Source organism: Iamia sp. (assembly GCF_035575815.1).
Lineage (GTDB): Bacteria > Actinomycetota > Acidimicrobiia > Acidimicrobiales > Iamiaceae > Iamia.
Genome location: NZ_DATLXO010000156.1, coordinates 1 through 26,066 on the forward strand (window position 1 = coordinate 1; position 26,066 = coordinate 26,066).

The 26,066-nt window shown below is 73.8% G+C and carries 27 protein-coding genes and 1 pseudogene; 22 read left to right on the plus strand and 6 right to left on the minus strand.

What is annotated here, in order from left to right:
• Positions 1-89: 89 nt before the first annotated feature.
• Entirely contained in the window at positions 90-920 is an 831-nt protein-coding gene (locus tag VNL12_RS16150) for a phytanoyl-CoA dioxygenase family protein (protein WP_325595970.1), read from the minus strand.
• A gap of 106 nt (positions 921-1,026) precedes the next feature.
• Positions 1,027-1,749, minus strand: a complete 723-nt coding sequence (locus VNL12_RS16155) for a hypothetical protein (protein WP_325595971.1) — start codon at positions 1,747-1,749, stop codon at positions 1,027-1,029.
• Positions 1,750-2,105: 356 nt separating this feature from the next.
• Here VNL12_RS16155 and VNL12_RS16160 point away from each other — a divergent pair, with 356 nt between their 5' ends.
• From VNL12_RS16160 to VNL12_RS16170, 3 genes are read left to right on the plus strand one after another with little or no spacing between them, the layout of a single operon-like run.
• Positions 2,106-2,807 carry a histidine phosphatase family protein gene (locus tag VNL12_RS16160; RefSeq protein WP_325595972.1) on the plus strand — a complete coding sequence of 234 codons (702 nt, stop codon included), beginning with the start codon at positions 2,106-2,108 and terminating at the stop codon, positions 2,805-2,807.
• A gap of 57 nt (positions 2,808-2,864) precedes the next feature.
• Positions 2,865-3,110, plus strand: a complete 246-nt coding sequence (locus tag VNL12_RS16165) for a type II toxin-antitoxin system prevent-host-death family antitoxin (protein WP_325595973.1) — start codon at positions 2,865-2,867, stop codon at positions 3,108-3,110.
• On the plus strand, positions 3,107-3,364 hold the full coding sequence (locus VNL12_RS16170) for a Txe/YoeB family addiction module toxin (protein WP_325595974.1): 258 nt from the start codon (positions 3,107-3,109) through the stop codon (positions 3,362-3,364). Before VNL12_RS16165 ends, VNL12_RS16170 begins: the two co-directional genes overlap by 4 nt.
• 69 nt (positions 3,365-3,433) lie before the next feature.
• On the opposite strand, the gene VNL12_RS16175 is transcribed toward VNL12_RS16170, so the two are convergent.
• Both VNL12_RS16175 and VNL12_RS16180 read right to left on the minus strand, forming a co-directional pair.
• Positions 3,434-4,276, minus strand: coding sequence for an MOSC domain-containing protein (locus VNL12_RS16175; protein WP_325595975.1), 843 nt, complete (start codon positions 4,274-4,276; stop codon positions 3,434-3,436).
• A gap of 47 nt (positions 4,277-4,323) precedes the next feature.
• Positions 4,324-4,803 (minus strand): SRPBCC family protein, encoded by a 480-nt coding sequence (locus VNL12_RS16180; protein WP_325595976.1) that lies wholly within the window; start codon positions 4,801-4,803, stop codon positions 4,324-4,326.
• A gap of 131 nt (positions 4,804-4,934) precedes the next feature.
• On the opposite strand from VNL12_RS16180, the gene VNL12_RS16185 reads away from it, so the two are divergent.
• The 4 genes from VNL12_RS16185 to VNL12_RS16200 all read left to right on the plus strand — a co-directional run bounded on the left by VNL12_RS16185 (position 4,935) and on the right by VNL12_RS16200 (position 8,564).
• The gene (locus tag VNL12_RS16185; RefSeq protein WP_325595977.1) at positions 4,935-5,741 is read left to right on the plus strand and encodes an enoyl-CoA hydratase/isomerase family protein; all 807 of its coding nucleotides are present in this window, start codon (positions 4,935-4,937) and stop codon (positions 5,739-5,741) included.
• Positions 5,742-5,841: 100 nt separating this feature from the next.
• Positions 5,842-6,849 carry a metal ABC transporter substrate-binding protein gene (locus VNL12_RS16190; protein ID WP_325595978.1) on the plus strand — a complete coding sequence of 336 codons (1,008 nt, stop codon included), beginning with the start codon at positions 5,842-5,844 and terminating at the stop codon, positions 6,847-6,849.
• A 165-nt stretch (positions 6,850-7,014) separates the two neighbouring features.
• On the plus strand, positions 7,015-8,301 hold the full coding sequence (locus VNL12_RS16195; RefSeq protein ID WP_325595979.1) for a D-alanyl-D-alanine carboxypeptidase family protein: 1,287 nt from the start codon (positions 7,015-7,017) through the stop codon (positions 8,299-8,301).
• 5 nt (positions 8,302-8,306) lie between these two features.
• Positions 8,307-8,564, plus strand: a complete 258-nt coding sequence (locus VNL12_RS16200) for a hypothetical protein (protein ID WP_325595980.1) — start codon at positions 8,307-8,309, stop codon at positions 8,562-8,564.
• 18 nt (positions 8,565-8,582) lie between these two features.
• Here VNL12_RS16200 and VNL12_RS16205 read toward each other — a convergent pair whose 3' ends face one another.
• Complete coding sequence (locus tag VNL12_RS16205) at positions 8,583-9,230, minus strand: histidine phosphatase family protein (RefSeq protein ID WP_325595981.1); 648 nt, start codon at positions 9,228-9,230, stop codon at positions 8,583-8,585.
• 67 nt (positions 9,231-9,297) lie between these two features.
• On the opposite strand from VNL12_RS16205, the gene VNL12_RS16210 reads away from it, so the two are divergent.
• The 15 genes from VNL12_RS16210 to VNL12_RS16280 all read left to right on the plus strand — a co-directional run bounded on the left by VNL12_RS16210 (position 9,298) and on the right by VNL12_RS16280 (position 25,153).
• Positions 9,298-10,851, plus strand: coding sequence for a MoaD/ThiS family protein (locus VNL12_RS16210; RefSeq protein WP_325595982.1), 1,554 nt, complete (start codon positions 9,298-9,300; stop codon positions 10,849-10,851).
• A 237-nt stretch (positions 10,852-11,088) separates the two neighbouring features.
• The gene (locus VNL12_RS16215) at positions 11,089-11,529 is read left to right on the plus strand and encodes a helix-turn-helix transcriptional regulator (RefSeq protein WP_325595983.1); all 441 of its coding nucleotides are present in this window, start codon (positions 11,089-11,091) and stop codon (positions 11,527-11,529) included.
• A gap of 7 nt (positions 11,530-11,536) precedes the next feature.
• Positions 11,537-12,760, plus strand: coding sequence for a glycosyltransferase (locus VNL12_RS16220; RefSeq protein WP_325595984.1), 1,224 nt, complete (start codon positions 11,537-11,539; stop codon positions 12,758-12,760).
• A 53-nt stretch (positions 12,761-12,813) separates the two neighbouring features.
• Positions 12,814-13,275, plus strand: a complete 462-nt coding sequence (locus tag VNL12_RS16225) for a YbjN domain-containing protein (RefSeq protein ID WP_325595985.1) — start codon at positions 12,814-12,816, stop codon at positions 13,273-13,275.
• Between the two features lie 255 nt (positions 13,276-13,530).
• Positions 13,531-14,385, plus strand: coding sequence for a hypothetical protein (locus VNL12_RS16230; RefSeq protein WP_325595986.1), 855 nt, complete (start codon positions 13,531-13,533; stop codon positions 14,383-14,385).
• Between the two features lie 46 nt (positions 14,386-14,431).
• A complete protein-coding gene (gene proC / locus VNL12_RS16235) occupies positions 14,432-15,223 on the plus strand; it encodes a pyrroline-5-carboxylate reductase (protein WP_325595987.1) in 792 nt (263 codons plus the stop codon).
• A gap of 62 nt (positions 15,224-15,285) precedes the next feature.
• Complete coding sequence (locus tag VNL12_RS16240; protein ID WP_325595988.1) at positions 15,286-16,170, plus strand: SAM-dependent chlorinase/fluorinase; 885 nt, start codon at positions 15,286-15,288, stop codon at positions 16,168-16,170.
• 169 nt (positions 16,171-16,339) lie between these two features.
• Complete coding sequence (locus tag VNL12_RS16245) at positions 16,340-17,848, plus strand: AMP-binding protein (protein WP_325595989.1); 1,509 nt, start codon at positions 16,340-16,342, stop codon at positions 17,846-17,848.
• A 53-nt stretch (positions 17,849-17,901) separates the two neighbouring features.
• Complete coding sequence (locus VNL12_RS16250; RefSeq protein ID WP_414654913.1) at positions 17,902-18,645, plus strand: redox-sensing transcriptional repressor Rex; 744 nt, start codon at positions 17,902-17,904, stop codon at positions 18,643-18,645.
• 8 nt (positions 18,646-18,653) lie between these two features.
• Complete coding sequence (locus VNL12_RS16255; RefSeq protein WP_325595991.1) at positions 18,654-19,322, plus strand: bifunctional precorrin-2 dehydrogenase/sirohydrochlorin ferrochelatase; 669 nt, start codon at positions 18,654-18,656, stop codon at positions 19,320-19,322.
• Positions 19,298-20,572 carry a glutamyl-tRNA reductase gene (gene hemA, locus VNL12_RS16260; protein WP_325595992.1) on the plus strand — a complete coding sequence of 425 codons (1,275 nt, stop codon included), beginning with the start codon at positions 19,298-19,300 and terminating at the stop codon, positions 20,570-20,572. Before VNL12_RS16255 ends, hemA begins: the two co-directional genes overlap by 25 nt.
• Positions 20,573-20,606: 34 nt before the next feature.
• Positions 20,607-21,500, plus strand: a complete 894-nt coding sequence (hemC, locus tag VNL12_RS16265) for a hydroxymethylbilane synthase (RefSeq protein ID WP_325595993.1) — start codon at positions 20,607-20,609, stop codon at positions 21,498-21,500.
• 57 nt (positions 21,501-21,557) lie between these two features.
• Positions 21,558-23,033, plus strand: coding sequence for a uroporphyrinogen-III C-methyltransferase (gene cobA / locus VNL12_RS16270; protein ID WP_325595994.1), 1,476 nt, complete (start codon positions 21,558-21,560; stop codon positions 23,031-23,033).
• Between the two features lie 235 nt (positions 23,034-23,268).
• On the plus strand, positions 23,269-24,216 hold the full coding sequence (locus VNL12_RS16275; RefSeq protein ID WP_325595995.1) for a pseudouridine-5'-phosphate glycosidase: 948 nt from the start codon (positions 23,269-23,271) through the stop codon (positions 24,214-24,216).
• Entirely contained in the window at positions 24,209-25,153 is a 945-nt protein-coding gene (locus VNL12_RS16280) for a carbohydrate kinase family protein (protein WP_325595996.1), read from the plus strand. The genes VNL12_RS16275 and VNL12_RS16280 overlap by 8 nt, the downstream gene beginning before the upstream one ends.
• A gap of 74 nt (positions 25,154-25,227) precedes the next feature.
• On the opposite strand, the pseudogene VNL12_RS21000 reads toward VNL12_RS16280, so the two are convergent.
• A pseudogene (locus VNL12_RS21000) lies at positions 25,228-26,066 on the minus strand (FAD-dependent monooxygenase); the annotation flags it as partial.

Here is a 26,066-nt window from a genome sequence, read left to right on the forward strand (position 1 = left end):
CGGAATCGGGCGTCCCGGCCCCCGGATCCCCGACCAGTGGGCCGCAGCAGGTACTCGGCCTGCAGGGGGCGGCGGGACCAGGTGGCGCGCTACCGGGCGGCGAAGCTCGACGTGCCGGGCCGGTCGGGCTGCAGGGCGCAGATGGGATCTCGGACGTCGTCGATGTAGCCGAGGGCGTAGCCGCCCATGGCGTAGCCCATCAGCCGTTGGACCCGCTCGGGCAGCGTCGCGGCGACTGCCGGAGGGACCGACAGGTACTGGTTCTCCTCCTGTCGCAGCCAGCCGAGGGTGTAGTCGACGTTGATGCCCGTCCGGGGTGACGCGCTGCGGTTGGCGCTGCCTCCGTGCACGGTCGACCCGGTGTAGAGCACGATCGAGCCGCGGGGCATCGTCGCCGGTACCGCATCGCCATCGGCGTACGGCATGCCCACCGAACGGTGGCTGCGGGGGACGACCCTCGTCGCCCCGGTCTCCACCGTGAAGTCGGTCATGGCCCACATGGTGGACACCTCGACGGTCACCTCGACGGGGAACGGGTGGAAGTCGAAGCACCACTGGTCGCGGTGCAGGGCTTGGGCGTCGGCGCCGGGACCGATGGTGATCGCCTGGGTGAGGTGGAGCTGGAACGTCGACTTCTGTTCACCGAGGGCCCGGTCGACCACGTCGAGCACGAGCGGGTGGGCGATCAGGTCGACCGAGCTGGGGCACCGACCGAGCAGGGCTCCGGTCCTCCGGGTGAGCGGTCCGCTGAACTCGTCACCGCCGGTCGGCGTGGCGTCGATCCAGGGTTCGAGCTCGGCCTCGAGGGCACGGCAGCGATCTTCCCCGACCAGGCGCTCGATGATGGCCACGCCGTGGGTGTCGAGGGCCTCGGCCACATCCGCGGCACCCACCGCCGCGTCGAACCTCGGGATCTCCATGCGCTGGCCTCCTCGGTGACGGGAACTGTAGTGACGTCGGCGACGACGATCGCAGGCGAGCGGGCCGTCCGCGCCCGCGGGGTACCGAGCTCGCGGGACGCTCAGGTCACCGGGGCGGGTCGTCCTCGCCGAGCTGGGCGAGCAGCAGGTCCATGGCCCGCGCACCGCCATCGAGGGCCGCGGCCGGCGCGCCCGGGCTGACGTACGGGTGCCGGGTGGCCGCCGCGACCAGCGCATCGTGCAGCCCGTTGCAGAGGGCGACGAGCTCGGCGCTGGGCACCAGCTTGGGGTGGTCGGCCAGCGTGGCATCGAGCCGGGCCGCCAGGGTGTCCGCCGCGAGGTGGGGGAACGACCAGATCCCCGGCCCCGGCAGGTCGACCACGGCGCGGGTGCGCCCCTCGCCGGTCGGCCACGACAGGGCGAGGGTCTCCGGGTGGCCGGGCCAGGTGACCGACGGGTCCGCCGGGGTCGTGGCCGAGGGGTGGACCGGTCGGTTCTCCACGACCTCCTCGGTGACCGGGTCGAGCAGGACGTCGTCGATCTCGGCCCGGCCCTCACCGTCGGTCTGGAGGCGGCGGACGGCGTTCCACACGACCCGCTCGCCGGCGGCGTCCCAGATCTGGAGCACGACCTCGGTCGGGTGCGCGGCGAGGGGTTCGGGGCGGACCTCGGGCCGGCACTGCAGCTCTGCGGCGGTGGGGTCGGGTTCGCCGGGTCTGGGGCCGTCGTACGAGGGCCGTTCGGGCGAGGGGGCGGTGGTCGTCGTCGAGCGCGGGCGGTCGGCGGCGTCGTCACCGCTGCACCCGCCGATCGCCAGCAGGCCGGCCATCGCCGCTCCTGCGGCACGCCACCGGCGGCCCGATGCCCTCGGGCGGGTTCGGCGGGTTCGATCGGCCGACGGTGAGGCGGCACGGCTCGAGGTGGGAGAGACGTACACCGGACCACCTCCTCTCGTCACGGACAGCGGTCGACGTCCGACCAACACCACGGAGGGTAGTGGATACGTCGTGCGGAGCACAACCTGTGATCGCCGGCGCGCCACGAGGAGCGCAGGGGTGACATCACGATGGCTCCGGGCTCGGGCCGGTGGCGGGCCACCACCCGCCTCGGCCGTCGTGCCCGCGCCCCACCTGGCGTCCGCACGCCGGGCCGCCGCCGGTCGGGGGGCCGCTACGGTCGACGGTCATGGCTGAGAGGGAGTACCGCCAGCACCGCTTCACCCGCCCCCCGGGGGCGACGGAGCTCTTCCTCGTCCGCCACGGCGAATCGGCGCCGGTCGTCCCGGGCGTCTCCGTCCCGCACGTCGACGGGCACGACGACCCGGCGCTGGCCCCTGACGGTCGAGAGCAAGCCCGACGGGTGGCCGAGCGCCTCGCCGACCAGCGGATCGACGCCATCTACGTGACCACCCTGCGCCGCACGCAGGAGACCGCGGCCCCGCTGGCCGAGCGGCTCGGGCTCACCCCCGTCGTCGAGCCGGACCTGCGCGAGGTCAACCTGGGAGAGTGGGAGGGTGGCGAGTTCCGTCGCCGGGTGGCCGAGGGCGACCCCATCGCCGAGCGGATGTTCGCCGACGAGCGCTGGGACACGATCCCCGGCGCCGAGGCCACCGAGGCGTTCAACGCCCGGCTGCGCGCCGGGCTCGACCGCATCGTCACCGCCCATCCCGACCAGCGGGTGGTCGTCGTCGTCCACGGCGGGGTCATCGGCGAGACCATGCGCATCGCCGCCGGCGGCGGCCGGGGGTTCGCGTTCGTGGGGGCCGACAACGGCTCGATCTCGCACCTGGTCGCCCACGGCGAACGCTGGATCATCCGCCGCTACAACGACACCGCCCACCTCGGCGGCTTCGACCTCGACCCCGAGCCGTCGCTCCCCGAGGGGTAGCGCCGTGTCCGAGACCAGGAGTGGTACGGTATCTTGTACCACTCTGGAAGGATCGCGATGGCCATCACCGCCAGCGAAGCCCGGAAGAACCTCTTCCCCTTGATCGAGCAGGTCAACGACGACCGCGTGCCGGTCGAGATCACCTCCAAGCGCGGTGACGCCGTGCTCATCTCCATCACCGACTACCGAGCGCTCGAGGAGACCGCCTACCTCCTGCGTTCACCCGCCAACGTGCGGCGACTCCTCGAGAGCTTGGACCAAGCCCGTTCCGGCCGCGTCCAGGAGCACGAGCTCGACCGATGAGGTTCGTCTTCACACCTCACGGGTGGGAGGACTACGTCCACTGGCAGACGATCGACCGAGCCACGCTGAAACGCATCAATCGACTCCTCGATGACATCGCCCGAGGCCCCTTCGACGGGATCGGTCGGCCGGAGCAGCTGCGACACGCTCTCGCCGGCGCCTGGTCGCGCCGCATTGACGAGGAGCACCGGCTGGTCTACCTGGTCGAGGGCGACGATGTCGTGATCCTGCAGGCTCGTTACCACTACGGCTGAGCAAGGGTGACCCGACGAGCGAGCCCCCGGTGCTTCCTGCGGTGGCCGGGGCGGCACCGCGGGGGTGGGTCAGCCCTCGAGGGTCACCGGGTCGCCGATGGCGATGCGGCCCGGGGTCGCGACGGTCGCGTAGACGCCGAGGTCCTGGCCGAGCTCGGCCACGATGTGGCGGAGGACGGCGCGATCCGGGGGCGCGTCGTCGTCGATCTCGCGGGTGACCATCACGCAGCGGGGGCACCCCGAGGCGACGTCGACGACCACCTCGCCGATGCGGATCCGCTGGCCGATCCAGTCGCGCTCGGGGTGCCCGAGCGCGTCACCGGTGTCGACGACCACGCTGGGACGGAACCGGCGGACGTCGATGGCGCTGTCGGGCAGGGCCTCCTGCAACGAGCGCAGCGCCGATGTCGTCATCAGCATCAACGGGTAGGCGTCGTGGTAGGTGCCCGGCGGCGACTCGTACTCGAAGATCACCGGCGGGAAGCCGCTCAGGTCGGGCAGCGGCTCGTCCTCGCCGCGCCCGAAGGTGGCGCGCAGGTCGTCCATGAGGTCGTCGTGGTAGGCCTCGCCCCGGCGGTAGTGGGCGAGGTCCTCGGGCGGCCGGAGCGCCTCGAGCACCACCTCGTGCTCGATGGCGGCCGATACCCGGGCGTCGACGTCGCTGTCCTCGGTCGAGACCGTCGACCCGTCGGGCAGGGTGACCGTCACCGCCCCGCGGCCGCCGGGTGCGTGCTCGGCCCTCAGGCGCATCAGCCCGCCGAGCTGCTTGGCCCCCCGGATGCCGCCCCGCACCTGGTCGCGGACGGCCCAGGTGCGATCACCCACCATCGCCTCGGTGGTGATCTCGGCCTCGTCGACCCGACCCCCGACCATCGACTTCACCGGGTACTGCCAGATCTGTCCGACGTGCATGGGCCCTGCCTAGCCGCGAACGGCGGCGGCGCCCGACGGTGCGCTCGTCAGGGGGACGAGAAGTGGGCGGCGACGTTGGCCACCGATCGAGCCACGTTGACCCGGTGGCTCTTCGGGAAGCCCATCAGGCGCAGGACCGGCGGGACCCGCGCGGTCGAGAGGTCGAAGGTCTCGGTGAGACGGGTGCGACCGTCGGTGGTGGACTCGAGGTCCCACCGCCACCGGTGGCCGCCGAAGTGGCACCAGGCGATGCGGGTGCCGTGCTGGAACTCCACGACCTTCGAAGTGACCCGGTAGGGCAGCCCGTACATCTTCATCTGCATGCCGAAGCGGTCGCCCTCGCCCAAGACCTCGGGCCCGATGGTGGTGCCCTTCACGCTGCTGTCGCCGCTGATCTCATCGTGGTTCGCGGGGCGGCGCACGAAGTCGAACACGTCGGCCGGCGGCGCGTCGACGACGATGGTGGCGGCGACGGTGTCGCCGTCCATCTGAATGGTCACACCGTCGGGCAGCTGTTCGTCGGACATGCTCGGGAGCCTACGGGCGCCGACGGGTCGGGGCTCCTTCGCGCCCGCTCTGGCGGGGCAGCGGCCCGTCGATGTCGTCCCGACCCCCATGATGGGGCCCGCCGACCGACCCGACCCCGCCAGGAGTCCCCGTGACCGACCGCTACGCCGAGTTCCCCGACCTGACCTTCGACCGCCCCGCCGACCGTGTGCTGCGGATCACCATGGACGGACCGGGCCTGAACTCGGTGGGCCACGCCGTGCACCGCCAGCTGGCCGACGTGTGGCTGGCGATCGATCGCGATCCTGAGGTGAACGTGGCCCTGCTGCGCGGCGCCGGGAAGGCGTTCTCGGCCGGCGGCAGCTTCGAGCTGCTCGACGCCATCATGGACGACTACGCGGTGCGCACCCGGATCCTCCGCGAGGCGCGGGACCTGGTGTTCAACGTCATCAACTGCGCCAAGCCGATCGTCTCCGCGATCCACGGGCCGGCGGTGGGCGCGGGGCTGAGCGCCGGGATCCTGGCCGATGTGTCGGTCGTGGCCCGCTCGGCGCGGATCATCGACGGCCACACCCGCCTCGGCGTCGCCGCCGGTGACCACGCCGCCATCTGCTGGCCTCTGATGTGCGGCATGGCCAAGGCCAAGTACTACTTGTTGACCTGCGACACCCTCACCGGCGAGGAGGCCGAGCGCATCGGGCTGGTGTCGCTGTGCGTCGACGACGACGGGGTGCAGGAACGGGCCCTCGAGGTCGCGACCCAGCTGGCCGGAGGGGCCCAGGCGGCGCTCCGCTACACCAAGCAGACGCTGAACAACTGGTACCGATCCCAGTCCGCGATCCTCGACGCATCACTCGCCTATGAGTTCCACGGCTTCGGTGGGCCCGACGCGCGGGAGGGGCTGACGGCGCACACCGAGAAGCGCAGCCCCCGCTTCACCGGTCCCACCGCTGAGTAGGCAGCCCGCCAGTGCGGGCCGGCCGCCGGGAACTTGAGAATGGGAACGGATCTCGTTACTGTCATGGGGACCGCTCGAACCCGTCCCCTTGGAGCCATCGATGCGCCTCGCCCGCCCCCTCACCGCCCTGCCCGCCGCCGGGCTGCTCCTGGCCGCCCTGTCCGGCTGCGGCGACGAGGACGACGGCGAATCGAGTTCCGCCGGGGGCGATCGCCCCACGGTCGTGGTCACCACCAACATCCTCGGCGATGTCGTCGGCGACCTGGTGGGCGACGAGGCCGACGTCACCGTGCTGATGCCCGCCGGGGCCGACCCCCACGACTTCCAGCTCTCGGCCCGCCAGGCCGCCGAGCTGCGCGAGGCCGACGTGCTCATCACCAACGGGGCCGGCTTCGAGGAGGGCATGGCCGACAGCCTCGAAGCGGCCGAGAGCGACGGCGTGACCACCTACCACGCCATCGACGGCGTGGAGACCATCGCCTACGGCGAGGACGCCCATGCCGGGGAAGAGGCCGGCGAGCACGCCGAGGAGGAGGGTGAGCCCGCCGAGGAGGAAGGTGAGCACGCCGATGAGGGAGCCGACCCGCACTTCTTCACCGACCCTGATCGGGTCGCCGATGCGGCCGAGGGCATCGCGGAGTTCCTGGCCGAGGAGATCCCCGCGCTCGACACCGACGGTTTCCGCACCAGCGCCGAGGCCGAGGTGGAGGCTCTGCGGGAGCTGGCCGCCGAGGTCGAGGAGACGCTGGGCGCCATCGCCCCCGACGACCGCACCATGGTCACGAACCACGAGGTCTTCGGCTACTTCGCCGATCGCTACGACTTCGAGGTCGTGGGCGTCGTCATCCCCGGCGGTGGCACCGGGGCCGAGCCCAACGCCCAGGACCTGGAGGAGTTGGCCGGCACCATCGAGGCCGAGGGGGTGCCCGCCATCTTTGCCGACGTGTCGTCGCCTGAGACGCTCTCTGAGGCCCTGGCCCGCGAGGTGGGCGACGTCGAGGTGGTGGCCGTCTACAGCGAGTCGCTCGGCGAGGAGGGCTCCGGCGCGGATACCTACGCCGGCATGGCCCGCACCAACGCCGGGCGCATCGTCGATGCCCTGAGCTGACCCGCCCTCCACGCCAACTGGTACCGGTTCTGGGGGCGGGCGCCCCCAGAACCAGTACCAGTTCGCCGGGCTTCGGCCCCGCTGACGACCTCGGCTGAGCCATGGGTGCACCGGGGCGGCGGTCACGGCTTTGATCCCGGAGGTCGGCCGGGCCACCATGCCCGGATGTCATGGTGGGGCCCTCGACGCATCGCCGGGCCCGCCGTGGTGGCGCTGGTGCTGGGCCTGCTCGCCCTGGTCGCGGAGCCCGTCGGGGCCCAGGGTCCGGTGGGGCCGCAGGATCCGACCGTCACCCTCGCGCCGATCCCGCCCCCGGCGGCGTCGATCGTTGTCGACGCCGAGACCGGAGAGGTCATCACCGCCGCCAACGAGCGCGAGCTGCTCTCTCCGGCGAGCACCACCAAGATCCTCACCGCCCTCCTGGCCCGCGACCGCCTCGGACTGGACGACGAGATCACCATCTCGGAGACCGCAGCCGACGCTCCGCCTCGGCGCATCCGGCTGCCGGCCGGGACCCAGTGGCGGGTCGAGGACCTCCTCTACGCCACCATGCTCTGCTCCTGCAACGACGCGGCGTGGGCCCTGGGCCAGGCGGCGGGCGGCGGCACCATGGCCGGCTTCGCGTCGCAGGCGGCTCGGCTGGCCGAGAGGCTGGGCCTCGAGGACGCGCCGGTGCTGCGCGACCCCGCAGGGCTCGACAACAACACATCGATCGGGGGTGGGAACCTCCTCAGCGCGCGCGACCTCGCCATCGCGGCGCGGGCCTACCTGGCCGATCCGGTGCTGGCGGCCATCGCCGCCGCCCCCGATCACCGGTGGGCCGGCGGTGACGCCAAGCCCCACTCGGTCACCAACCTGAACCGCTTCGTCAGCGCCTACGAGGGCGCCATCGGGCTCAAGACCGGCTTCACCAAGCGCGCCGGCATGACCTTCGTGGGCGCTGCCCGTCGCGGTGGCCGCACCTTGATCGCGGTCGTGCTGCGCTCGGACAACCACTACGCCGCGACCCGGGCCCTGCTCGACTCGGCCTTCCTGCTGGCCTCGGCGGACGAGGGCCGCAACGACGTGCTCCCGGCCTTGCCCGCACCGCCGGGCGCCGATGGCTCCAACCCGACCTCGACCACGGAACCGACGACGACCACGAGCACGGTCGTGTCCGGCTCTGGGTCCGAGCCGCCGGCGACCGCGGCGATCGCGACGGAGGGGACCGAGCGTGATGAGGTGGCGGCCCCGCCGGTGCTCGCGCCCGACGAACGAGCCGACGAGCGACCCGTCGATCCGGTCTGGCTGGGCGCCGGAAGCGGCGCCGTGGTGGCTGCCGTCGGGGTCACCACGATGGCCGTGCGGCGCACCAACCGGGGCCGCCTCGACCGCCGCCCGGCCCGGTCCCGGCAGCGCGACCGTCGTCGGCAGCGCGGTCGGCGTCGCGGGCGCCGGTCGAGCGTAGGGTGACGACCGTGGAGGACACGACGGAGACCGACGACGGACTCGCGCCGAGCGACGTCGATCCGGAATCGCACCCCGGTGCTCGCGACTCCGACGCCCCCCTCGACCTCGATGTCGTCGCCATGGAGCTGGCCGAGGTCACCGCCGCCCTCGAGCGCCTCGACGCCGGCGGCTACGGCCGCTGTGGCACCTGTGGCGGGGCGATCGACGACGAGACCCTGGGCCTGTCGCCGACGGCGCGCTCGTGCGCCGCCCATCTCTGGGCCTGACCCGCCGACGCCGCATCGTCAGAGCTGGTCCGGGCTCGTCACCTCGTCGGCGGCGGGGTCGAGCAGCAGCCGGCGGGGACCGAGCGTCCACCGGCGACCGTCGTGGCGCAGCTCACGGCCCTCCAGGTTGGCGATCCGGTGGCGCTTCCCGCCGAGGGCCGCCTCCACGGCGTAGATGAGGCCACTGTGGGTGACGACAAGCCCGGTGGACCCCGGAGTGCCGTCGAGGGTGGCGGCCAGGCGCTCAATGCCCTCCCAAGCTCGGCGGGCCAGGGTCGCGTCGGGTTCCCAACCCGGCGGCGGGACGAGGCCGTCACCCTCCGTGCCGGGAGCCCGGGCCGGGTCGTCGGGAAGCAGGCCCGGGTGGCGGGCGTGGATGTCGGCGCGGGTCAGGCCGGAGAACGCCCCTGCGTCGCGCTCGCGGAGGACCTCGTCGACCGTCACCGCCCGCTCCTGCGGTTCGGCGAGGATCAGCGCGGTCTCTCGCGCGCGCTGCAGGTCCGAGGCCACGACGGCCGCGACGGGGGGGAGGCGCGCCGCCGCTGATCGGGCCTGGTCGCGGCCCCGATCGGTGAGCGGCGGGTCGGCCTGGCCCTGCCAGCGCCCGGTCGCGTTCCAGGTCGACTCGCCGTGGCGGACGAGGAGGATGCGCGAGCCGTTCGACACGACGGGTCAACGTAGCGGCACCGGAGGGGATCCCCGGAGGCCCGCGCCGGTAGGCTCCGGACCCGCAATGCCTGTGCTCCGGCTCTTCGCCGCCGCCCGTGAGGCAGCCGGCACCGCGACCGACGAGGTGCCCGGCGTGACCGTCGAGGAGGTCCTGGCCGCGGCGCGCTCCCGGTACGGCCCCCAGTTCGCCGCCGTGCTCGACGCGAGCAAGGTGTGGCGCAACGGGGAACCGGCCGGACCGAGCGATCCTGTCGGCGAGGGTGACGAGGTCGCCGTGCTCCCGCCGGTGTCGGGGGGGAGCGGCCCCGGGGTCCCTCCGGAGGAGCCAGACCAGCCCCGCCCCCGTCCCCGAGCGCGACCCGAGGGCCCCGCCCCGGCCCGTCCCGGCGTTGCCCGCCCCGGCCCTACCCGTCCCCGCCCCGACCGGCGGCCCGGCTCGACCGGTGCGCGCCCGGGCCCTCCGGATCGACGGCGATCGCCGATCTCGGGCCCGCGCTCAGCGGCATCAGGACCGGGTGGTCGTCCTCCCACCCGCAGTCGGCCCCGCCCGGCGCTGTCGTCGGCTCGGGCTCGTGCCGAAGGCCTGTTCGCCGCGGCGCGACGGGCGCCCGGCGCGTTGGCGCGCACCTCCGTCGCCTCCACCGGGCCCCTCGCCGCACACCCGGCCCCGGCACGCGGGGTCGAGGAGACGTCGACCACCGACCCGCCCGCCCGCCTCACCCGCCTCACCCGCCTCCGCCCGGTCGACGTCCCCGTCACCGGCCACGTGGAGGTACGGGGCAAGGAGCGGCGCGTCAGCGGCCCGCGCGTGCACCGCACCGGTGCCGGCCGGCGCTACGCCGTCGTCTACGACACCAGCGGATGGAAGGTGAGCCTGGGCCTGGTGTGGTTCGCCGCGGTTCTGGGGTCGCTGGTGTTGGGGTGGGCGCCGCTGACCCTCCTCTACGCCGTGGCCGCCGGGTGGGCCGCCATCGAGACCGCCACGCGCTGGTGCGAGGCCGGAACGGACGCGGATGTCCGGGTCGCGGCGCTCGGCGCGGGGGCGATCGGGGCCGCCGGCGCGTCGGGCGCCCGCTACGTCGGCGGCGCGATCCTGCTGACGGTGCTCGCCGTCGTGGCCGTGGCCGCCGTCGGCATCGCCGTCAGGGCCGGAGCCCGCGGCGCCGGGGCACGCGATCAGATCCTGGCCGTCGCGGGGTCGACCGCGCACAGCGCGGTGCCCTTCGGGCTGGCCGCCGCATGCGTCGTGCTCACCCGCGACCTCGAGATCGGCGCGGCGGTCGTGCTGATCCTGTTCGTCTCGGTCTACGAGGCCGGGGACTTCCTCATCGGCTCGGGATCGTCGAACAGCATCGAGGGTCCCCTTTCCGGGATCGTCGCCATCGCCGTCACCGCCCTGGTGGTCGCCGCGCTGGCGATCCCTCCCTTCGACGGGACGGCGGTCTTCGCCTTCGCCGCCCTCGCGGCGGTGGCCTGTCCGCTGGGTCAGCTGGCGGGCTCGGCCCTGCTGCCGGCCGCCGACGCCCACGCGCCCGCTGCCCGTCGGCTCGACTCGCTCCTGCTCCTGGCCCCGCTCTGGGTGTGGGCGGCCGGCATCTTCCTCGGCTCCACCGCTTGAGCAGGGGCGGCGACCGGGCCGGGTCGTGCGCTGCAGCACCACGGGCGTGAGGCCAGCTGCTCGCGATCGTCACGCGCGCGCTCACTTTGGTTTCGTGCAGATCCGCCGACCTCGTAGCCTTTGCCCGATGAGCGAGCGCAGCGAGCGAACCAGAGGGCACGGGCTCTCTGACGGCGGAGCTTGCGGAGCCGGCAGCGCTCACCGGTGCCCGGCGCGAACCGGACGGTTGGCGCACCGGTGAGCGAGCTCGAGCAGCGGTGGCGGGACCTGGGCGAGTTCATCCGCGAGCAGCGCCACATCGGTCACCTCTCGCTGCGCAAGCTGTCGGAGATGGCGGGCGTGTCGAACCCGTACCTCAGCCAGATCGAACGGGGTCTGCGCAAGCCCTCGGCCGAGATCCTGCAGCAGATCGCCCGCGCTCTCGAGATCAGCTCGGAGACCCTCTACGTGCGAGCCGGCATCCTCGAGGAGCGCCCCGACGAGGCCGACCTGGTCGGGGAGATCCGGCGCGACCCGTGGATCGACGAGGGGCAGAAGCGCACCCTCATCCAGATCTACGAGTCGTTCCGCGCCGCGGTCGGACCCCGACCGGTCCGGACGGACGAGGGCGACGACCACGAGATCTCGGACGACGACGGCAGCACCACGCCGGAATCGGTCGGCGCCGCCGAGGGTTGACGCCTCCGTGGCCCGGATCTCCCTCCTCAGCCTCCACACCTCGCCCCTCGCCCAGCCCGGTACGGGCGACAGCGGGGGCATGAACGTCTACGTGCGCGAGCTGGCCGCGGGTCTCGCCCACGCCGGGAACGACTGCCGCATCTTCGTCCGCACCGATCGCTCCGGGCTCCCGCCCCGCACCACGGTCGAGCCGGGCGTCACCGTCGAGCACGTGCCCGCCGGCCCCGTCGGGCTGGCCAAGGAGGACCTGGTGACGGTGGTCGACGAGTGGGCCGACGCCGTCGCCTCCGCCCTTGACGCCGAGGGCGGCACCGACGTGCTGCACTCGAACTACTGGCTCTCGGGGGTGGCCGGCCATCGCCTCAAGCACCTCCTCGATCGGCCGCTGGTGTCGACGTTCCACACCCTCGCCCGGGTGAAGACGGCCGCCGGCGACCCCGAGCCCGAGGCCCGGGGCCGGGCCGAGGCGGCGGTGATGGCCTGCTCCGACGCCGTGCTGGCGAGCTGCCCGGCCGAGGCCGACCAGCTCGCCGGTCACTACGGAGTGGCCCGGTCCCGCTTGGCCCTCGTGGCCCCCGGGGTCGAGCACGCCCTGTTCTCCCCCGGTCCAAGGGGAGCAGCCCGCGCTGCGGTGGCGGCCCTCAACCTGGGCGACCGGCCCGTGGTCCTCTTCGTGGGCCGCATCCAGCGGCTCAAGGGCCTCGACGTGGCCGTGCGGTCCCTCGCCGCCATGAAGGACCCCCGCACCGTCCTCGTGGTGGTGGGTGGACCGAGCGGCACCGACGGCGAGGCGTGCCGGGCCGAGGTCGATGCCCTCGTCGTCGAGCACGGCCTCGCCGACCGGGTGCGCTTCGTCGACCCGCGACCGCACCACGAGCTCTCCACCCTGTACCGGGCGGCCGACGCCGTCGTGGTACCCAGCCGGTCGGAGTCCTTCGGCCTGGTGGCGCTCGAGGCCGCGGCGTGTGGTCGCCCAGTGGTCGCGGCCGACATCGGCGGGCTCTCGACCCTCGTCGAGCACGGTCGCACCGGCTTGCTCGTCCGGTCGCGGGACCCGCGGGACTGGGCCCGGGCCCTCGACTCGGTGGTGGGGGCCCGGAGCCGCAACGCCCGCATGGGCCGGGCCGCCGCCGGACTCGCCCAGGGCTACGGCTGGGACGGAGCCGCGCACGCCCTCGCGGCGGTCTACGCCACGGTGACCAGCCGTGGCCCGCTCGACTGCGCAGCCTGAGGGCCGCCAGCTCGAGGCGGGGGCGGGCGGGATCCACCCCTACGCTGCGGTCCATGGCCGACCACCCGGCAAGCCCCGGCCAGCTGGACGAGCTGGCCCGCGCCATCGAGTCGTGGCTGCACGAGCTGCAGGCCGACAACCCGCTGATCGAGGCGATCGACCGCGACGACACGGGTGTGCGCCGGTGGTTCGTGCGCCTGGCCGGCGAGGAGCGTGACCACACGACGGTGTGGCTGCACCTGCGCCAGCGCACCCTCCACCACGAGACCTACGTGCTGCCCGCGCCGGTCGACGACCCGGGCCGCTTCTACGAGCACCTGTTGCGCCGCAACCTCGGCCTCCACGGCGTGGCCTTCGCCATCGGCGACGAGGACGCGGCCTACCTCGTCGGGGAGGTGCCCATCGGCGGCCTGACCCGGAACCAGGTCGACGGGTTGCTGGGCCTGCACCACGCCACCGTGGAGCGGTGCTTCCGCCCTGCGCTCCGGCTCGGGTTCTCTTCGTTGCTATCATGATATCTCAATGCATGTCGTGGAGATTCGTGGGGTAGGAAGGGGCGGGCCCCGACGAGGGACGGCCGCCGGAGCGTTCGGGGAAGTGCGCAACGGCGGTCTCCCTCCCGGGCCCACCTCACCTCCGTGCGCTCGTCGATCGGGGACCTGTCACCCCCGGCCGACGGCCTCCAGGGCGCGATCAACCCGGTGCGCCATGGCAGGATCCGACCCAACATCGGACGCCGGGTGGCGCCCGAGCTCGAACAGGAGACCCCGATGACCTCCTCTCGTACCGGCGGGCGCGCCCTGGCCGCCGCCTGTGCCCTCGTCCTGTTCGTCGCTGCGTGCGGCGGCGACGACGACAGCGCCGAGACCACCGACGCCTCGACGACCGTCGCCGAGAGCACCACCACCGCTGACGATGAGACCGCCACCACCGCCGCCGAGGATGAGCCCGACGACGAGCCCGCCGAGGAAGCCGAGCCCGATGCCGACGAGCCGAACGAGGACGACGACGAGCCCGACGAGGACGAGGAGCCCGCCGACGGCGAGGACCAGGCCCTGGCCGAAGCCGTGACCCTGACCGAAGACGACTTCAGCGCCGAGTGGACGGCCACCGAGGATGACGATGACGGCGACGACGAGCTGGGCGACTGCTTCACCGACCCAGAGCTCGACACCGTGCAAGAAGCTGAGTTCAACTCGCCGAACTTCAGCCAAGAAGCCGAGGCGAACCTGATCGCCGTGAGCTCGGTCGGACTGGTCGTCTCCGACGCCGAGAGCGCCGAGGCGCTCCTCGACGAGGCGCTCACCAACCGGTGGGCGGGGTGCGCCCTCGACCAGCTCGTCGCCGGCTTCGAGGAGTCCGGCGGCTCGGTGCTCGACAGCGACCTGGTGCCGGCGCCCGACGTGGGCGAGGTGGCCGAGCAGAGCGCGGTGCTCAACGGCTTCTTCTCCGTGGATGCCGGCTCCGGCACCACCCTCGAGGGCGAGGTGTCGCTCCGCTTCATCCGTACCGCCGAGGTCATCACCGGTATCGCCGTGCTCGCCTACGGGGACACCGAGTTCGCCGCCATCGTCGACCAGGTCACAACCATCGTCGGTGACAAGCACGTCGCCGAGGTCGACTGAGGGTCGACGGCTGGGTCCGACGGGGGCCCGCTGTAGGTTCCGGCCCATGGCGCGACTGCTGGTGATCGGTGGGGGGCGGATGGGCGAGGCCCTCGTCGGGGGACTCGTCGAGTCGGGCTGGGCGTCGGCGTCGGAGATCGCAGTGGCCGAGGTCGACGCCGGCCGCCGGGCCGAGCTGACCGCCAGCCGCCCCGGGCTCGTCGTCGTCGCCGACGCCGTCGCCGCGGACGGCGCCGTGCTCGCGGTGAAGCCGGATGACGCCGGCGGGGCGGCCGAGGCCGCGGGCCGGGTCGGGGTCGACCGGGTGCTCTCCATCGCTGCTGGGGTCACCACCGCGACCGTCGAGGCGGTGCTGCCACCGGGCACACCGGTCGTGCGGGCCATGCCCAACACCCCCGCCCTCGTGGGCGCGGGCGCCTCGGCCATCGCCGCCGGGTCTTCCGCAACCGAGGGTGACCTCGACTGGGCCGAGGAGGTCCTCGGTGCGGTCGGCGCCGTCGTGCGGGTGCCCGAGGCCCAGCTCGACGCGGTGACGGGGCTGTCGGGCTCGGGGCCGGCGTATGTGTTCCTGCTGGCCGAGGCCATGATCGACGCCGGTGTGCTCGCCGGCCTGGCCCGCCCGACCAGCCGCGCCCTCGCGGTGGCGACCCTGCTGGGGGCGGCGCGCCTGCTCGACGAGACGGGCGAGACGCCCGAGGTGCTGCGCGCCCAGGTCACCTCCCCGGGGGGCACCACCGCGGCCGGCCTCCGGGCCCTGGAGGCCGGCGGGGTGCGCACCGCAGTGCTCGAGGCGGTGATGGCCGCGGCCGAGCGCTCCCGGGAGCTGGGCCGGGGGTAAGGGGACGGTACGGTCAAGGTCCTCCCGCGCGTCCCTCCCGACCAGCGCTGCGGGTCACCGCCATGGCCCCTCACCCCTACGACACCATCTCGTTCCTGTCCGACTACGGGCGGGTCGATGAGTTCGTGGGCGTCGTGCACTCGGTGATCCGGTCCATCGCCCCCCACGTCGCGGTCATCGACGTCACCCACGACATCGCCGCCCACGACGTCCGGGCCGGGGGCCTGGCGCTGGCCCGCAGCGCCCAGTACCTGGCTCCGGGGGTGGTCCTGGCCGTGGTGGACCCCGGCGTGGGCACCGACCGGCGGGCCATCGCGGTCGAGGTCGGTGACGGCGCCTCGGTCCTCGTGGGGCCCGACAACGGGCTCCTGGCCTCGGCCGTGGCCATGGTCGGCGGGGCCACCCGGGTCGTGGAGCTGACCTCGCCGGCGCATCGGCTCCTGGCGCCCGGGCCCACCTTCGACGGACGTGACGTGTTCGCTCCCGCTGCGGCCCACCTGTGCGCCGGGGTGCCCCTCGGCGAGCTGGGCCCGGACATCGCGTCCTCGGGCCTCCGCCCCGGCATGGTGCCATTGCCCCAGCTCGAGGACGACGGCCTGGGAGCCGAGGTGCTCTGGGTCGACCGCTACGGCAACGCCCAGCTCAACGTGGGGCCCGACGACCTCGCCCCGCTCGGCTCGGCCGCCGGCGATCCCGTCTCGGTGCGCACCGAGACGGGCACCCGCACCGCCCACCTCGTCCGCGCCTACGCCGAGCTCGGCCCCGGCCAGCTCGGCCTGGTCGTCGACTCCTACGGCCTGTTGGCCCTCGTGATGGACCAGCGCGCCGCGGCCGAGGAGCTGCGGATCGGCGCCAGCCACGCCGTCACCCTGTCGAACGTCGACGACGACGGGAACGTGGCCAACCTGGCCGCATCCAGCCCCGTCACTCTCCGGAAGAAGGTCTGATGCGCCCCGGCACCACGATCGTCCTGGCTCTGCTGCTCGTCCTCATCTTCGGTGCCGCGGTCATCCAGCTGTTCTTCCTCGCCCGGTAGGTCGCGCCCCGAAGGTCTCTGCCGGGGCTGCGAGAGAGCTCCGGTGACCGGCGGCTCCCACCTGTGGTCAACTGACGGCCGTGAACCTGGCGACGATCCTCGACCCGCACCCCGATGACGCCCCCGCCCTCATCAGCCGGGGCCGCGCCACCAGCTACGGCCACCTCCGAGACCAGGTGGCCCGCCTGACGGGCGGCCTGACCGGCCTCGGCGTCGTACCCGGCGACCGCGTCGGCATCGTGTGCGCCAACAACTGGTACTTCGTGGCCTCCTACTTCGCGGTGCTCCGGGCCGGGGCGGTGGCGGTGCCGATCAACCCGCTCAGCCCGCCCCGGGCGCTGCAGGGGCAGCTGTCCGAGGTCGGCGCCAAGGTGGTGATCGTGGGCCCGTCGGGTCAGGCCGCGCTAGCCGGGATCGACCGCGCCACCCTGCCCGAGCTCGAGACCGTGGTGACGACGAGGAGCGACGGGGCCGAGGGCCTGGTCGTCCTCGACGACCTCATGTCCTCCGAGCCCGGCGCCATCGTGGAGCGGGCCGACGACGAGGCCGCGGTGCTGATGTTCACGAGCGGCACCGCCGGATCCCCCCGCGCCGCCATCCTCAGCCACGGCAACCTCATCGCCAACATCGACCAGGTCCTCGCCGTGAGCGAGGCTCGATCGGTCGACGGCGACGTGAGCCTGTGCGTCCTGCCGCTGTTCCACATCATGGGCCTCAACGCCATCCTCGGCGTGGCCGTGCGCGCCGGGTCCGCGGTGCTGCTCATGGAGCGCTTCGACCCGCAGTCGGCCGCCGAGGCCGTCGTCAAGCACCGTGTCACCGTGATCGCCGGCGCGCCGGCCATGTGGGCCGCGTGGGCGTCGCTGCCGGGCCTGCCGCCGGGCACCTTCGCCGACCTGCGCGTCGCCACCTCCGGGGCCGCGGCGCTCTCGAGCGACGTGGTCGATCGCATGCGGGCGCGCTTCGGCGTCGAGCTGATCGAGGGGTACGGCCTCACCGAGGCGTCGCCGGTCGTGACCTCCGCCCTGGGCATGGAGCACCGCCCCGGCTCGATCGGCGCCCCCCTCGACGGGGTGGAGGTGCGGCTGGTCGATGCCGACGGCGACGATGTGCTCGTCGGCGACGAGGGGGAGATCTGGGTGCGGGGCGCCAACGTCTTCCGCGGCTACTGGGGGGCGCCCGACGGCGAGTGCCACGTCCTCACCGAGGACGGCTGGCTGCGCACCGGCGACATCGGCGTGGTCGACGACGAGGGCTACCTGTTCCTCCTCGACCGGGCCAAGGACCTCATCATCGTGTCGGGCTTCAACGTCTTCCCCGCCGAGGTCGAAGAGGTGCTCCTCGAGCACCCCGCGATCATCGACTGCGCAGTGGTGGGCGTGGCCCACCCGTACTCCGGTGAGGCGGTCAAGGCCTTCGTCGTGGCCGCTCCGGGCCGCTCGATCGAGGAGGACGATGTCAACGCGTTCTGCGCGGACCACCTTCCCCGGTACAAGTGCCCCGAGAAGGTCCTCTTCGTCGACGAGCTCCCTCACGGTCTGGCCGGCAAGGTGCTGCGGCGCGAGCTGCGCGAGACCGTCGGCACCTGACCGGGGCGGGCCGTCGCTCCGCCGGCGCCGGTGCGGGCCCCGCTTGTGAACACGTGCACGTGGGGCGGTACAGTCGGCTCGTGGCCGAGCGCAGCCGACGGATCCCCGAGGCGACCGTCGCGCGCCTGCCCGTCTACCTGCGGGCTCTGGTCGAGGAGTCCGAGGCCAAGGCCTCCACGATCTCCTCCGAGCGCCTGGCCGAGCTGGGCGGCGTGAACGCCGCCAAGGTGCGCAAGGACCTCTCCTACCTCGGCTCCTACGGCACCCGCGGCGTGGGCTACGACGTCGAGTACCTGATGTTCCAGATGAGCCGCGAGCTGGGCCTCACCCACGACTGGCCCGTCATCATCGTGGGCGTCGGCAACCTCGGCCAGGCCCTCGCCAACTACGGCGGCTTCCGCGACCGTGGCTTCCCGATCGCCGCGCTGGTCGACGCCGATCCCTCCAAGGTCGGCGAGGTCGTCCACGGCGTCGCCGTGCAGGGTCTCGGATCCCTGCCCGGGCTCGTCGCCGATCTGGGCAGCGTCATCGGCATCATCGCCACCCCGGCCCACGCCGCCCAGGACGTGGCCGACCTGCTCGCCGCCGCCGGCGTCACGTCGATCCTGAACTTCGCCCCGGCTGTCATCTCCGTGCCCGACGACGTGTCGCTGCGCAAGGTCGACCTCGCCGTCGAGCTCCAGATCCTCAGCTTCTACCAGCAGCGCCGCGACGGCGGCCCCGAGACCGACGACCAGGCGTCGGTCGCTAATCCGCGGATCGCGCCGGCGGGGCCCGGGGCCTCGGCCGCGGGCTGACGAACGCCATGGCCCCCGACCCGGCCGGGGCCGGCCCCGTCGCCGCCGGCACGGGCATCCTCTACCCGGTCAACCTGCGCCTGCAGGGTCGGTCGGTGCTGGTCGTCGGCGGCGGGCGCGTGGCCCGCCAGAAGGTCGACGAGCTGGTCCGGTGCGGCGCCGCGGTCACCGTCGTGGCGCCCCACATCATCGACGAGCTGCTCGCCGATGACCGCATCACCTGCGAGCTGCGCCCGTACCGCGCCGGGGAGGCCGCCGATCACCGGTTCGTCGTCGCCGCCACCGACGTCCGCGCCGTCAACCAGGCCGTCTACGACGACGGCGACGCCGCAGGGGTGTGGGTCAACGCCGCCGATGACCCGCAGCGCTGCTCGGTGACGCTGCCCTCCCGCGTGCGGCGCGGGAGCCTTCTGGTCACGGTGTCGACCGAGGGTCGCAGCCCGGCCCTGGCCTCGTGGCTGCGATCCGAGCTCGACGGCCGGCTGGGCCCCGAGCTCGAGGTCCTCCTCGAGGTCCTGGCCGAGGAGCGCGACCGCATCCGCGCCGAGGGTCGCACGACCGAGGGCCTCGATTGGCAAGGTGCCCTCCGGTCGGGGATGCTGGACGAGATCCGCGCCGGAAGGATCCAAGCTGCGAAGGAGTTGCTGAAGGCGTGTCTGTCGTCGTCATCGGCCTGAACCACCGGACGATGCCCCTCGACCTGTTCGAGCGGCTCACGTTCGACGGTGCCCGCGTGCCCAAGGTGCTCACCGCACTGGCCACGTGCGACCACGTGACCGAGGCCGTCCTCGTGTCGACGTGCAACCGCACCGAGGCCTACATCGTCGCCGAGCGCTTCCACGCCGCCTACCAGGAGGTCCGCGACGTCCTCGCCGAGCTGGCCCACGTCGCCCCCGAGGACTTCGCCGACCACCTCTACGTCCACTACGACGACGAGGCGGTCCGCCACCTGTTCCGGGTCACCGCCGGCGTCGACTCCGACGTCCTGGGCGACACCGAGGTCCAGGGCCAGGTGCGCACCGCCTGGAAGGTGGGCGTCGCCGAGGGCACCGTCGGACCCGTGCTGAACCTGCTCTTCCGTCACGCCGTCGAGACCGGCAAGCGGGCCCGTACCGACACGGGCATCGCCCGGGGCACCGCCTCGGTGTCCCACGCCGCGGTCGAGATGGCCGCCGAGCACCTCGGCACCGTCTCGGGCCGCACCGTCCTCGTCATCGGCGCCGGGGCCATGGGCCGCTCGATGGCCACCGCGCTCCGCGGCGCCGGCGCCGCTCGTGTCCTGGTGGCCAACCGCACCGCAGAGAAGGCCGCCGCCCTCGCCCTGGAGGTCGACGGTGAGGTCGTGGCCCTCTCGGGTCTCCCCGAGGCCTTGGCGCAGTGCGACGTGCTGCTCACCTCCACCGGCGCCACCTCGGTGATCATCGACCACACCGAGCTGGAGCCGGCCCTCGTCCGCCGGGCCCGCGACCCGTTGCTCGTCGTCGACGTGGCCGTGCCCCGCGATGTCGATCCCTCGGTGGGCGAGCTCCCCGGCGTCACCCTCCTCGACATCGACGACCTGCGGCGCTTCGCCCAGGCCGGCGTCGAAGGCCGCCGCCGCGAGATCACCGCCGTCGAGACCATCGTGGCCGAAGAGGTCGATCGCTACCGCAGCGAGGTCTCGGCCCGCTCCGCCGCCCCTCTCGTCGCCGCTCTGCACCGCCGGGCCGAGGATCTCCGCCAGGCCGAGTTCGACCGCTTCGCCACCCGCCTCGCCGACCTCGATGACCGCCAGCGCGCCGCGGTCGACGCCCTCACCCACGCCCTGCTGGCCAAGGTGCTGCACGAGCCGACGGTGAAGCTCAAGACCCTCGCGGGCACGCCGACCGGTGATCGCCTGGCCGAGGCCCTGCGTCACATCTACGACCTCACCGACCTCGACGGCTAGTGCCGCCGACCGCGGCCTCGGCCGGGGGAGGGCCGTGAAACCCGGACCGGGAACCCGCCTCCGGCTGGCGACCCGCACCAGCCCGCTCGCCCGCTGGCAGGCCGAGCACGTCGCCACCCTCCTGATCGCGGCGCACCCGGGCCTGGCCGTCGACGTCGTCGGCACCGACACGCTGGGTGATCGCCGCGTCGACGTGCCCATCTCCGAGATCGGCGGCAAGGGCGTGTTCGCCACCGAGGTGCAGCGCCTCGTGCTCGACGGTGCCGCGGATCTCGCCGTGCACTCGGCCAAGGACCTGCCCGCCGTCACCGGGGAGGGCCTGGCCCTTGCGGCCGTCCCCGAGCGTGGAGATCCCCGCGACGCCCTCGTGGGTCGCCCCCTCGACGCCCTGGCCGCCGGTGCGACCGTGGCCACGGGCTCGCAGCGCCGGCGGGTGCAGCTGGCGGCCCTCCGGCCCGACCTGCGCTTCGTGGAGCTGCGGGGCAACATGGCGACGCGCCTCGGGAAGGTCCCCGACGGGGGGGCGATCGTCGTCGCCGTCGCCGCCCTCGAGCGCCTCGGCCTCGCCGGGCGGATCAGCGAGGCCCTCGAGGTCGGGACCGTCCTGCCCCAGGTGGGTCAGGCTGCGCTGGCCGTCGAGACCCGGGCCGGCGACACCGAGGCCGCCGCCCTCGTCGCCGCCATCGAGCACCCGACCACCCGGCGCCGGGTCGATGCCGAGCGGGCCTTCCTCGCCGAGCTCGGAGGCGACTGCGACCTGCCCGCGGGGGCCTACGCGGAGATCACCGCGGCGGGCACGGTGTGGGTCCGAGCCCTGCTGGCGGGCGACGACGACGAGGTGCAGCGAGCCGAGGCCACCGGCGCCGACGGCGTCGCGCTGGGCGCCGAGCTGGCCCGCCGCCTCCGAGCCGCGGTCGGCGCGGCCTGACGTCGCGCTCAGGGCGGAGCGGAGGGCGCGGGCGGCAGGGCGCGTACTGTCGGCGGGGTGACGGTCCACCTGGTCGGCGCGGGACCCGGTGACCCCGGGCTGCTCACCCTGCGAGGCGCGGAGGTGCTGGCCACCGCCGAGGTCGTCGTGCACGACCGGCTGTCGGCCGCGGCCCTGCTCGACCTGGCCCCCGCCGAGAGCGAGCGCATCGACGTGGGCAAGGCGCCCCGCCGGGCCCGGCTGGGCCAGGAGCAGATCAACGAGCTGCTCGTCGAGCGGGGGCTCCGGGGCCAGCGGGTGGTGCGGCTGAAGGGCGGTGATCCCTTCGTGTTCGCCCGCGGCGGTGAGGAGGCCGCGGCCCTGGCCGCCGCCGGGGTCGCCTACGAGGTCGTGCCCGGCATCACCTCTGCCATCGCGGTGCCGGCCTACGCCGGGATCCCGGTGACCCAGCGGTTCTCCTCGACCGCCTTCACCGTCATCACCGGCCACGAGGATCCCGCCGCCGGCGAGGGCAGCATCGACTGGGATGCAGCGGCGCGGTTGGGCGGCACTCTCGTCATCCTCATGGGCGTCGCCCGCTGGCCCCGGATCTCGGCCCGCCTGCTCGACGCCGGGCTGGCCCCCGACACCCCGGCCGCCGCGGTGCGCTGGGGCACGCGGCCCGACCAGCGCTCGATCCGGGCCACGCTGGCCACCCTCGGTGAGCACCCGCTCGAGTCGCCGTCGGTCATCGTCGTCGGCCGGGTCGCAGCCACCGAGCTGAGCTGGTTCGAGAGCCGGGCCCTCTTCGGCACCCGGGTCGTCGTCACCCGCACCCGGGCCCAGGCGTCGCAGCTGAGCCGGGCCCTGCTCACCGTGGGCGCCGAGCCGATCGAGGTGCCGGTGATCGAGATCGGCCCGCCCTCCGACGACGGTGTCGCCCTGTCCGCCGCCGTGGCCGACCTGGCGGCGAACGACTGGGTGGTGTTCACCTCCCCCAACGGGGTCGACCGCACCTTTGCCGGCATCGCCGACACGCGCGCCCTGGGCGGGGTACGGGTCGCGGCCATCGGCCCCGGCACCGCGGCGGCCCTCGAGCGCTACCGCGTCGTGGCCGACCTGGTGCCCGAGCGCTACGTGGCCGAGGCCCTGCTCGAGGTCTTCCCCGACCCGCCCACCGATCGGGCGGCCTCCCGGCGGGTGCTGCTGGCCCGGGCCGAGGAGGCTCGCGAGGTGATGCCCGACGGGCTGCGGGCCCGGGGCTGGGAGGTCGCAGTGGTCGCCGCCTACCGCACCGTGGCGGCCACGGTCGACGACGACGCCCGGGCGCGGGTCCGCGCTGCGGATGCCATCACCTTCACCTCGTCGTCGACGGTGAGCCGCTTCGTTGGGGCCTTCGGCGCCGAGTCGGTGCCCCCGGTCGTGGCCTGCATCGGACCGGTCACCGCGGCCACCGCCCGCGACCTGGGCCTCAGCGTCGCCGTTCAGGCCGACGAGCACACCATCGACGGCCTCGTCGCCGCCCTCGTGGCCCACCTCGCGCCGGGGCCCTGAGCGCCGAGGCCGCGAGCCTCGAAGGCGGCCGCAGAGGTGGATCGAGCCCCAGCCGCCGAACCGTGTGACCCGACGGGCAGCGCACGGCCGGCGCGGAGGCGAACGCGAAGAAGACCTTCGCCGGGTGCCGACCGTTCGGCGGCGATGCGAGACGCAGTCGGTCGCACCGTCGGCGCCGGGATCCCGGGCGGCGCGCTCGGACTCTCCCGACGGGCGCTCGTGGCACACTCGGCCGGTGCCCGACGCCATTGTGCCCGACCCGCCCAGCACGCCAGTGGCCCTGATCGCGCCCGAGGTGGCCGAGGCCCTGGCTGTCGGTGCCCCGGTCGTGGCCCTCGAATCGACGCTCATCAGCCACGGCCTGCCCCGCCCCGACAACCTCGAGGTGGCGGCCCGCATCGAGATCGCCGTCCGGGCCGCCGGGGCGGTGCCGGCCACCATCGCCGTGGTCGACGGGATCGCCCGCATCGGCCTCGACCACGAGGCGCTCGACGTGATCGCCTCCTCCGACGAGGTGGCCAAGGTCAGTGCCCGCGACCTGGCGGTGGTGGCGGCCCGGAAGGGTCACGGCGCGACCACCGTCGCCGCCACCGCTCACCTCGCCGCCCTCGCCGGCATCAAGGTGTTCGCCACCGGCGGCATCGGCGGCGTGCACCGCGATGCGGCGTCGTCCTGGGACGAGTCGGCCGACCTCCAGACCCTGGGCCGCACCGGCATCACGGTCGTCTGTGCCGGCGTCAAGTCGATCCTCGACGTGGGGGCCACGCTCGAGCGACTCGAGACCATCGGCGTCGCGGTGGTGGGGTACGGCACCGATCGCTTCCCCGGCTTCTACCGACCCGATTCGGGCCACCCGATCGACTGGAGGGTCGACACCCCTGAGGAGGTCGCCGGGATCATGGCGGCGCGCACCGCGCTGGCCACCGACCGATCCGCCCTCGTCGTCGCCAACCCGGTCGCCGAGGACGACGCCCTCCCCGCCGCCATGCACGACCGGGTGCTGGCCGAGGGCCTGGCGTTGGCCGAGAAGGTCGGGGTGCGGGGCAAGGACGTCACCCCGTTCCTGCTGGCCCACTTCCACCAGGCGACCGCCGGGGCCAGCCTCGTGGTGAACGTGGACCTGGTCCTGGCCAACGCCTCGCTGGCCGGGCACATCGCGGTCGCCCACGCCGCCGGTGCCTGAGCCCGCCGCCCCGCCGTCGGGCAACGGGCCGCACCGGGTGCTCGTGGTCGGCGACCTGCTCGTCGACGTCGTCGTCGTGCCCGACGGGGGCCTCCGGCCCGGTTCCGACACGGCGGCGACGATCCGGTCGGGGGGCGGCGGGTCGGCCGCCAACACCGCCGCCTGGCTGGCCTGGTCCGGGCGCTCGGTGTCGCTCCTGGCCGCGGTGGGCGACGATCCCCTGGGCACCTCGGCCCGCTCGGAGCTGGCGGCCCACGGCGTCGAGCACCTTGGTCCCGTCCTGCTCGGGGCCCGCACCGGGGCCTGCGTCGTGGTGGTCGACCCCGCCGGCGAGCGGACGATGCTGCCGGACCGGGGGGCCAACGACCTCCTCGGCGCCGAGCTGACCGGCGTGCTCCTCGACGATGCCGGGCTCCCCCTCGGCCAGGTGGGGTGGGTTCACCTCTCGGGCTACACCCTGCTGCACCCCGGCTCCCGAGCCGCGGGTGAGCTGGTGGTCAGCCGGGCCCGGGACGCTGGCGTCGGGCTGTCGGTCGACGCCGCCAGCGCAGGACCGATCCGCGACCTCGGGGGCGGGACCTTCCTCGATCTGGCCCGGGGTGCGGCGGTGCTCTTCGCCAACGAGGCCGAGCTCGACGCCCTCGGGGGCCCCGACGCCGTGCTGGGCTCCGTCGGGGCGCTGATCACCAAGCGGGGCGAGGCCGGGGCGTCGTGGACCGATGGTCACGAGGTGCTCGACGTCCGGGCGAAGCCCGTCGAGGTGGTCGACACCACCGGCGCCGGGGATGCTTTCGCCGCCGGCTTCCTCGCGGCCTGGCTGTCGGGCACCACCGTCCGCAACGCGCTCGAGGGCGGCGCGATCCGCGCCGCCGAGGCCGTCTCCCGGCCCGGAGGCCGGCCCCACGGCGGCGACCCGTCCCCGTCGGCCGGCTCGTAGTGCGTCCGCCGGCGTCTGCGCTGTCTCTGAACGGCACATAGGTGATGGGCGTGATGGCGCTCGGCTGTCGGGTTCTAAGCCGGAGTGGCCGCTCCGAACCAGGTCGCAAGTGCTTGGGGCAGCTCTGGGTTCGTGAGGTCTCCCGCCCAGGCGACATGCTCGTCGGGTCGGATCACCACGGCCGGGGGCGCAGCGATCTCGCCAAGGACCGGGAGCTCGCAGGTGCCATCGTGTCGGGCGTCGACCAACCGGACTCGATTCGCCCAAGGAGAGGTGTCGAAGCCGCCGGGTTCACCGAGGTTGAGGAGCACGGGCCGGGCGTCGTGCAGCAGGGTGAAATGGTGTCGCGGAGGGCCTGGTGACGGTCGTCGGGGCTGCTGAGCGCGACTTGCGCCATGGTGTTGTGCAACACCCGGGCACCGATCGGATGCCGTTCGGCGTGGTAGGTGTCCAGGAGGCTCTCGAGTGATGTCTTGTTCACCACCTGGGCCAGCTTCCATCCCAGGTTCACGGCATCCTGCACGCCCGTGTTGAGGCCCTGACCGCCCTGCGGGGGATGCACGTGTGCGGCGTCCCCGGCCAGCAGCACACGGCCGTGGCGTAGGAGGCTGCCTGCCGGCTCATGTCAGTGAAACGGGAGATCCAGGTCGGGCTGCGCACCCCGAAGTCCGTTCCGTAGGCGCCGATGAGTGCCTCGCTGAGATCCTCCAGGGTCGGCTCGCTGGTGTGTTCGATGTGCCGGTCGGTCAGCACGACCCGGAACGGTCCCCCACCCTCCGCCCGGTTGACGGGACCGATGCCACCACCCTCGCGGCGCATGCCGAGCTCCGGCTCGTCCATCTCGACCTCGGCGATCATCCAGCTGGTCGAGGGATCCAACCCGACGAAGTCGATGCCGGCTGCCTTGCGGACC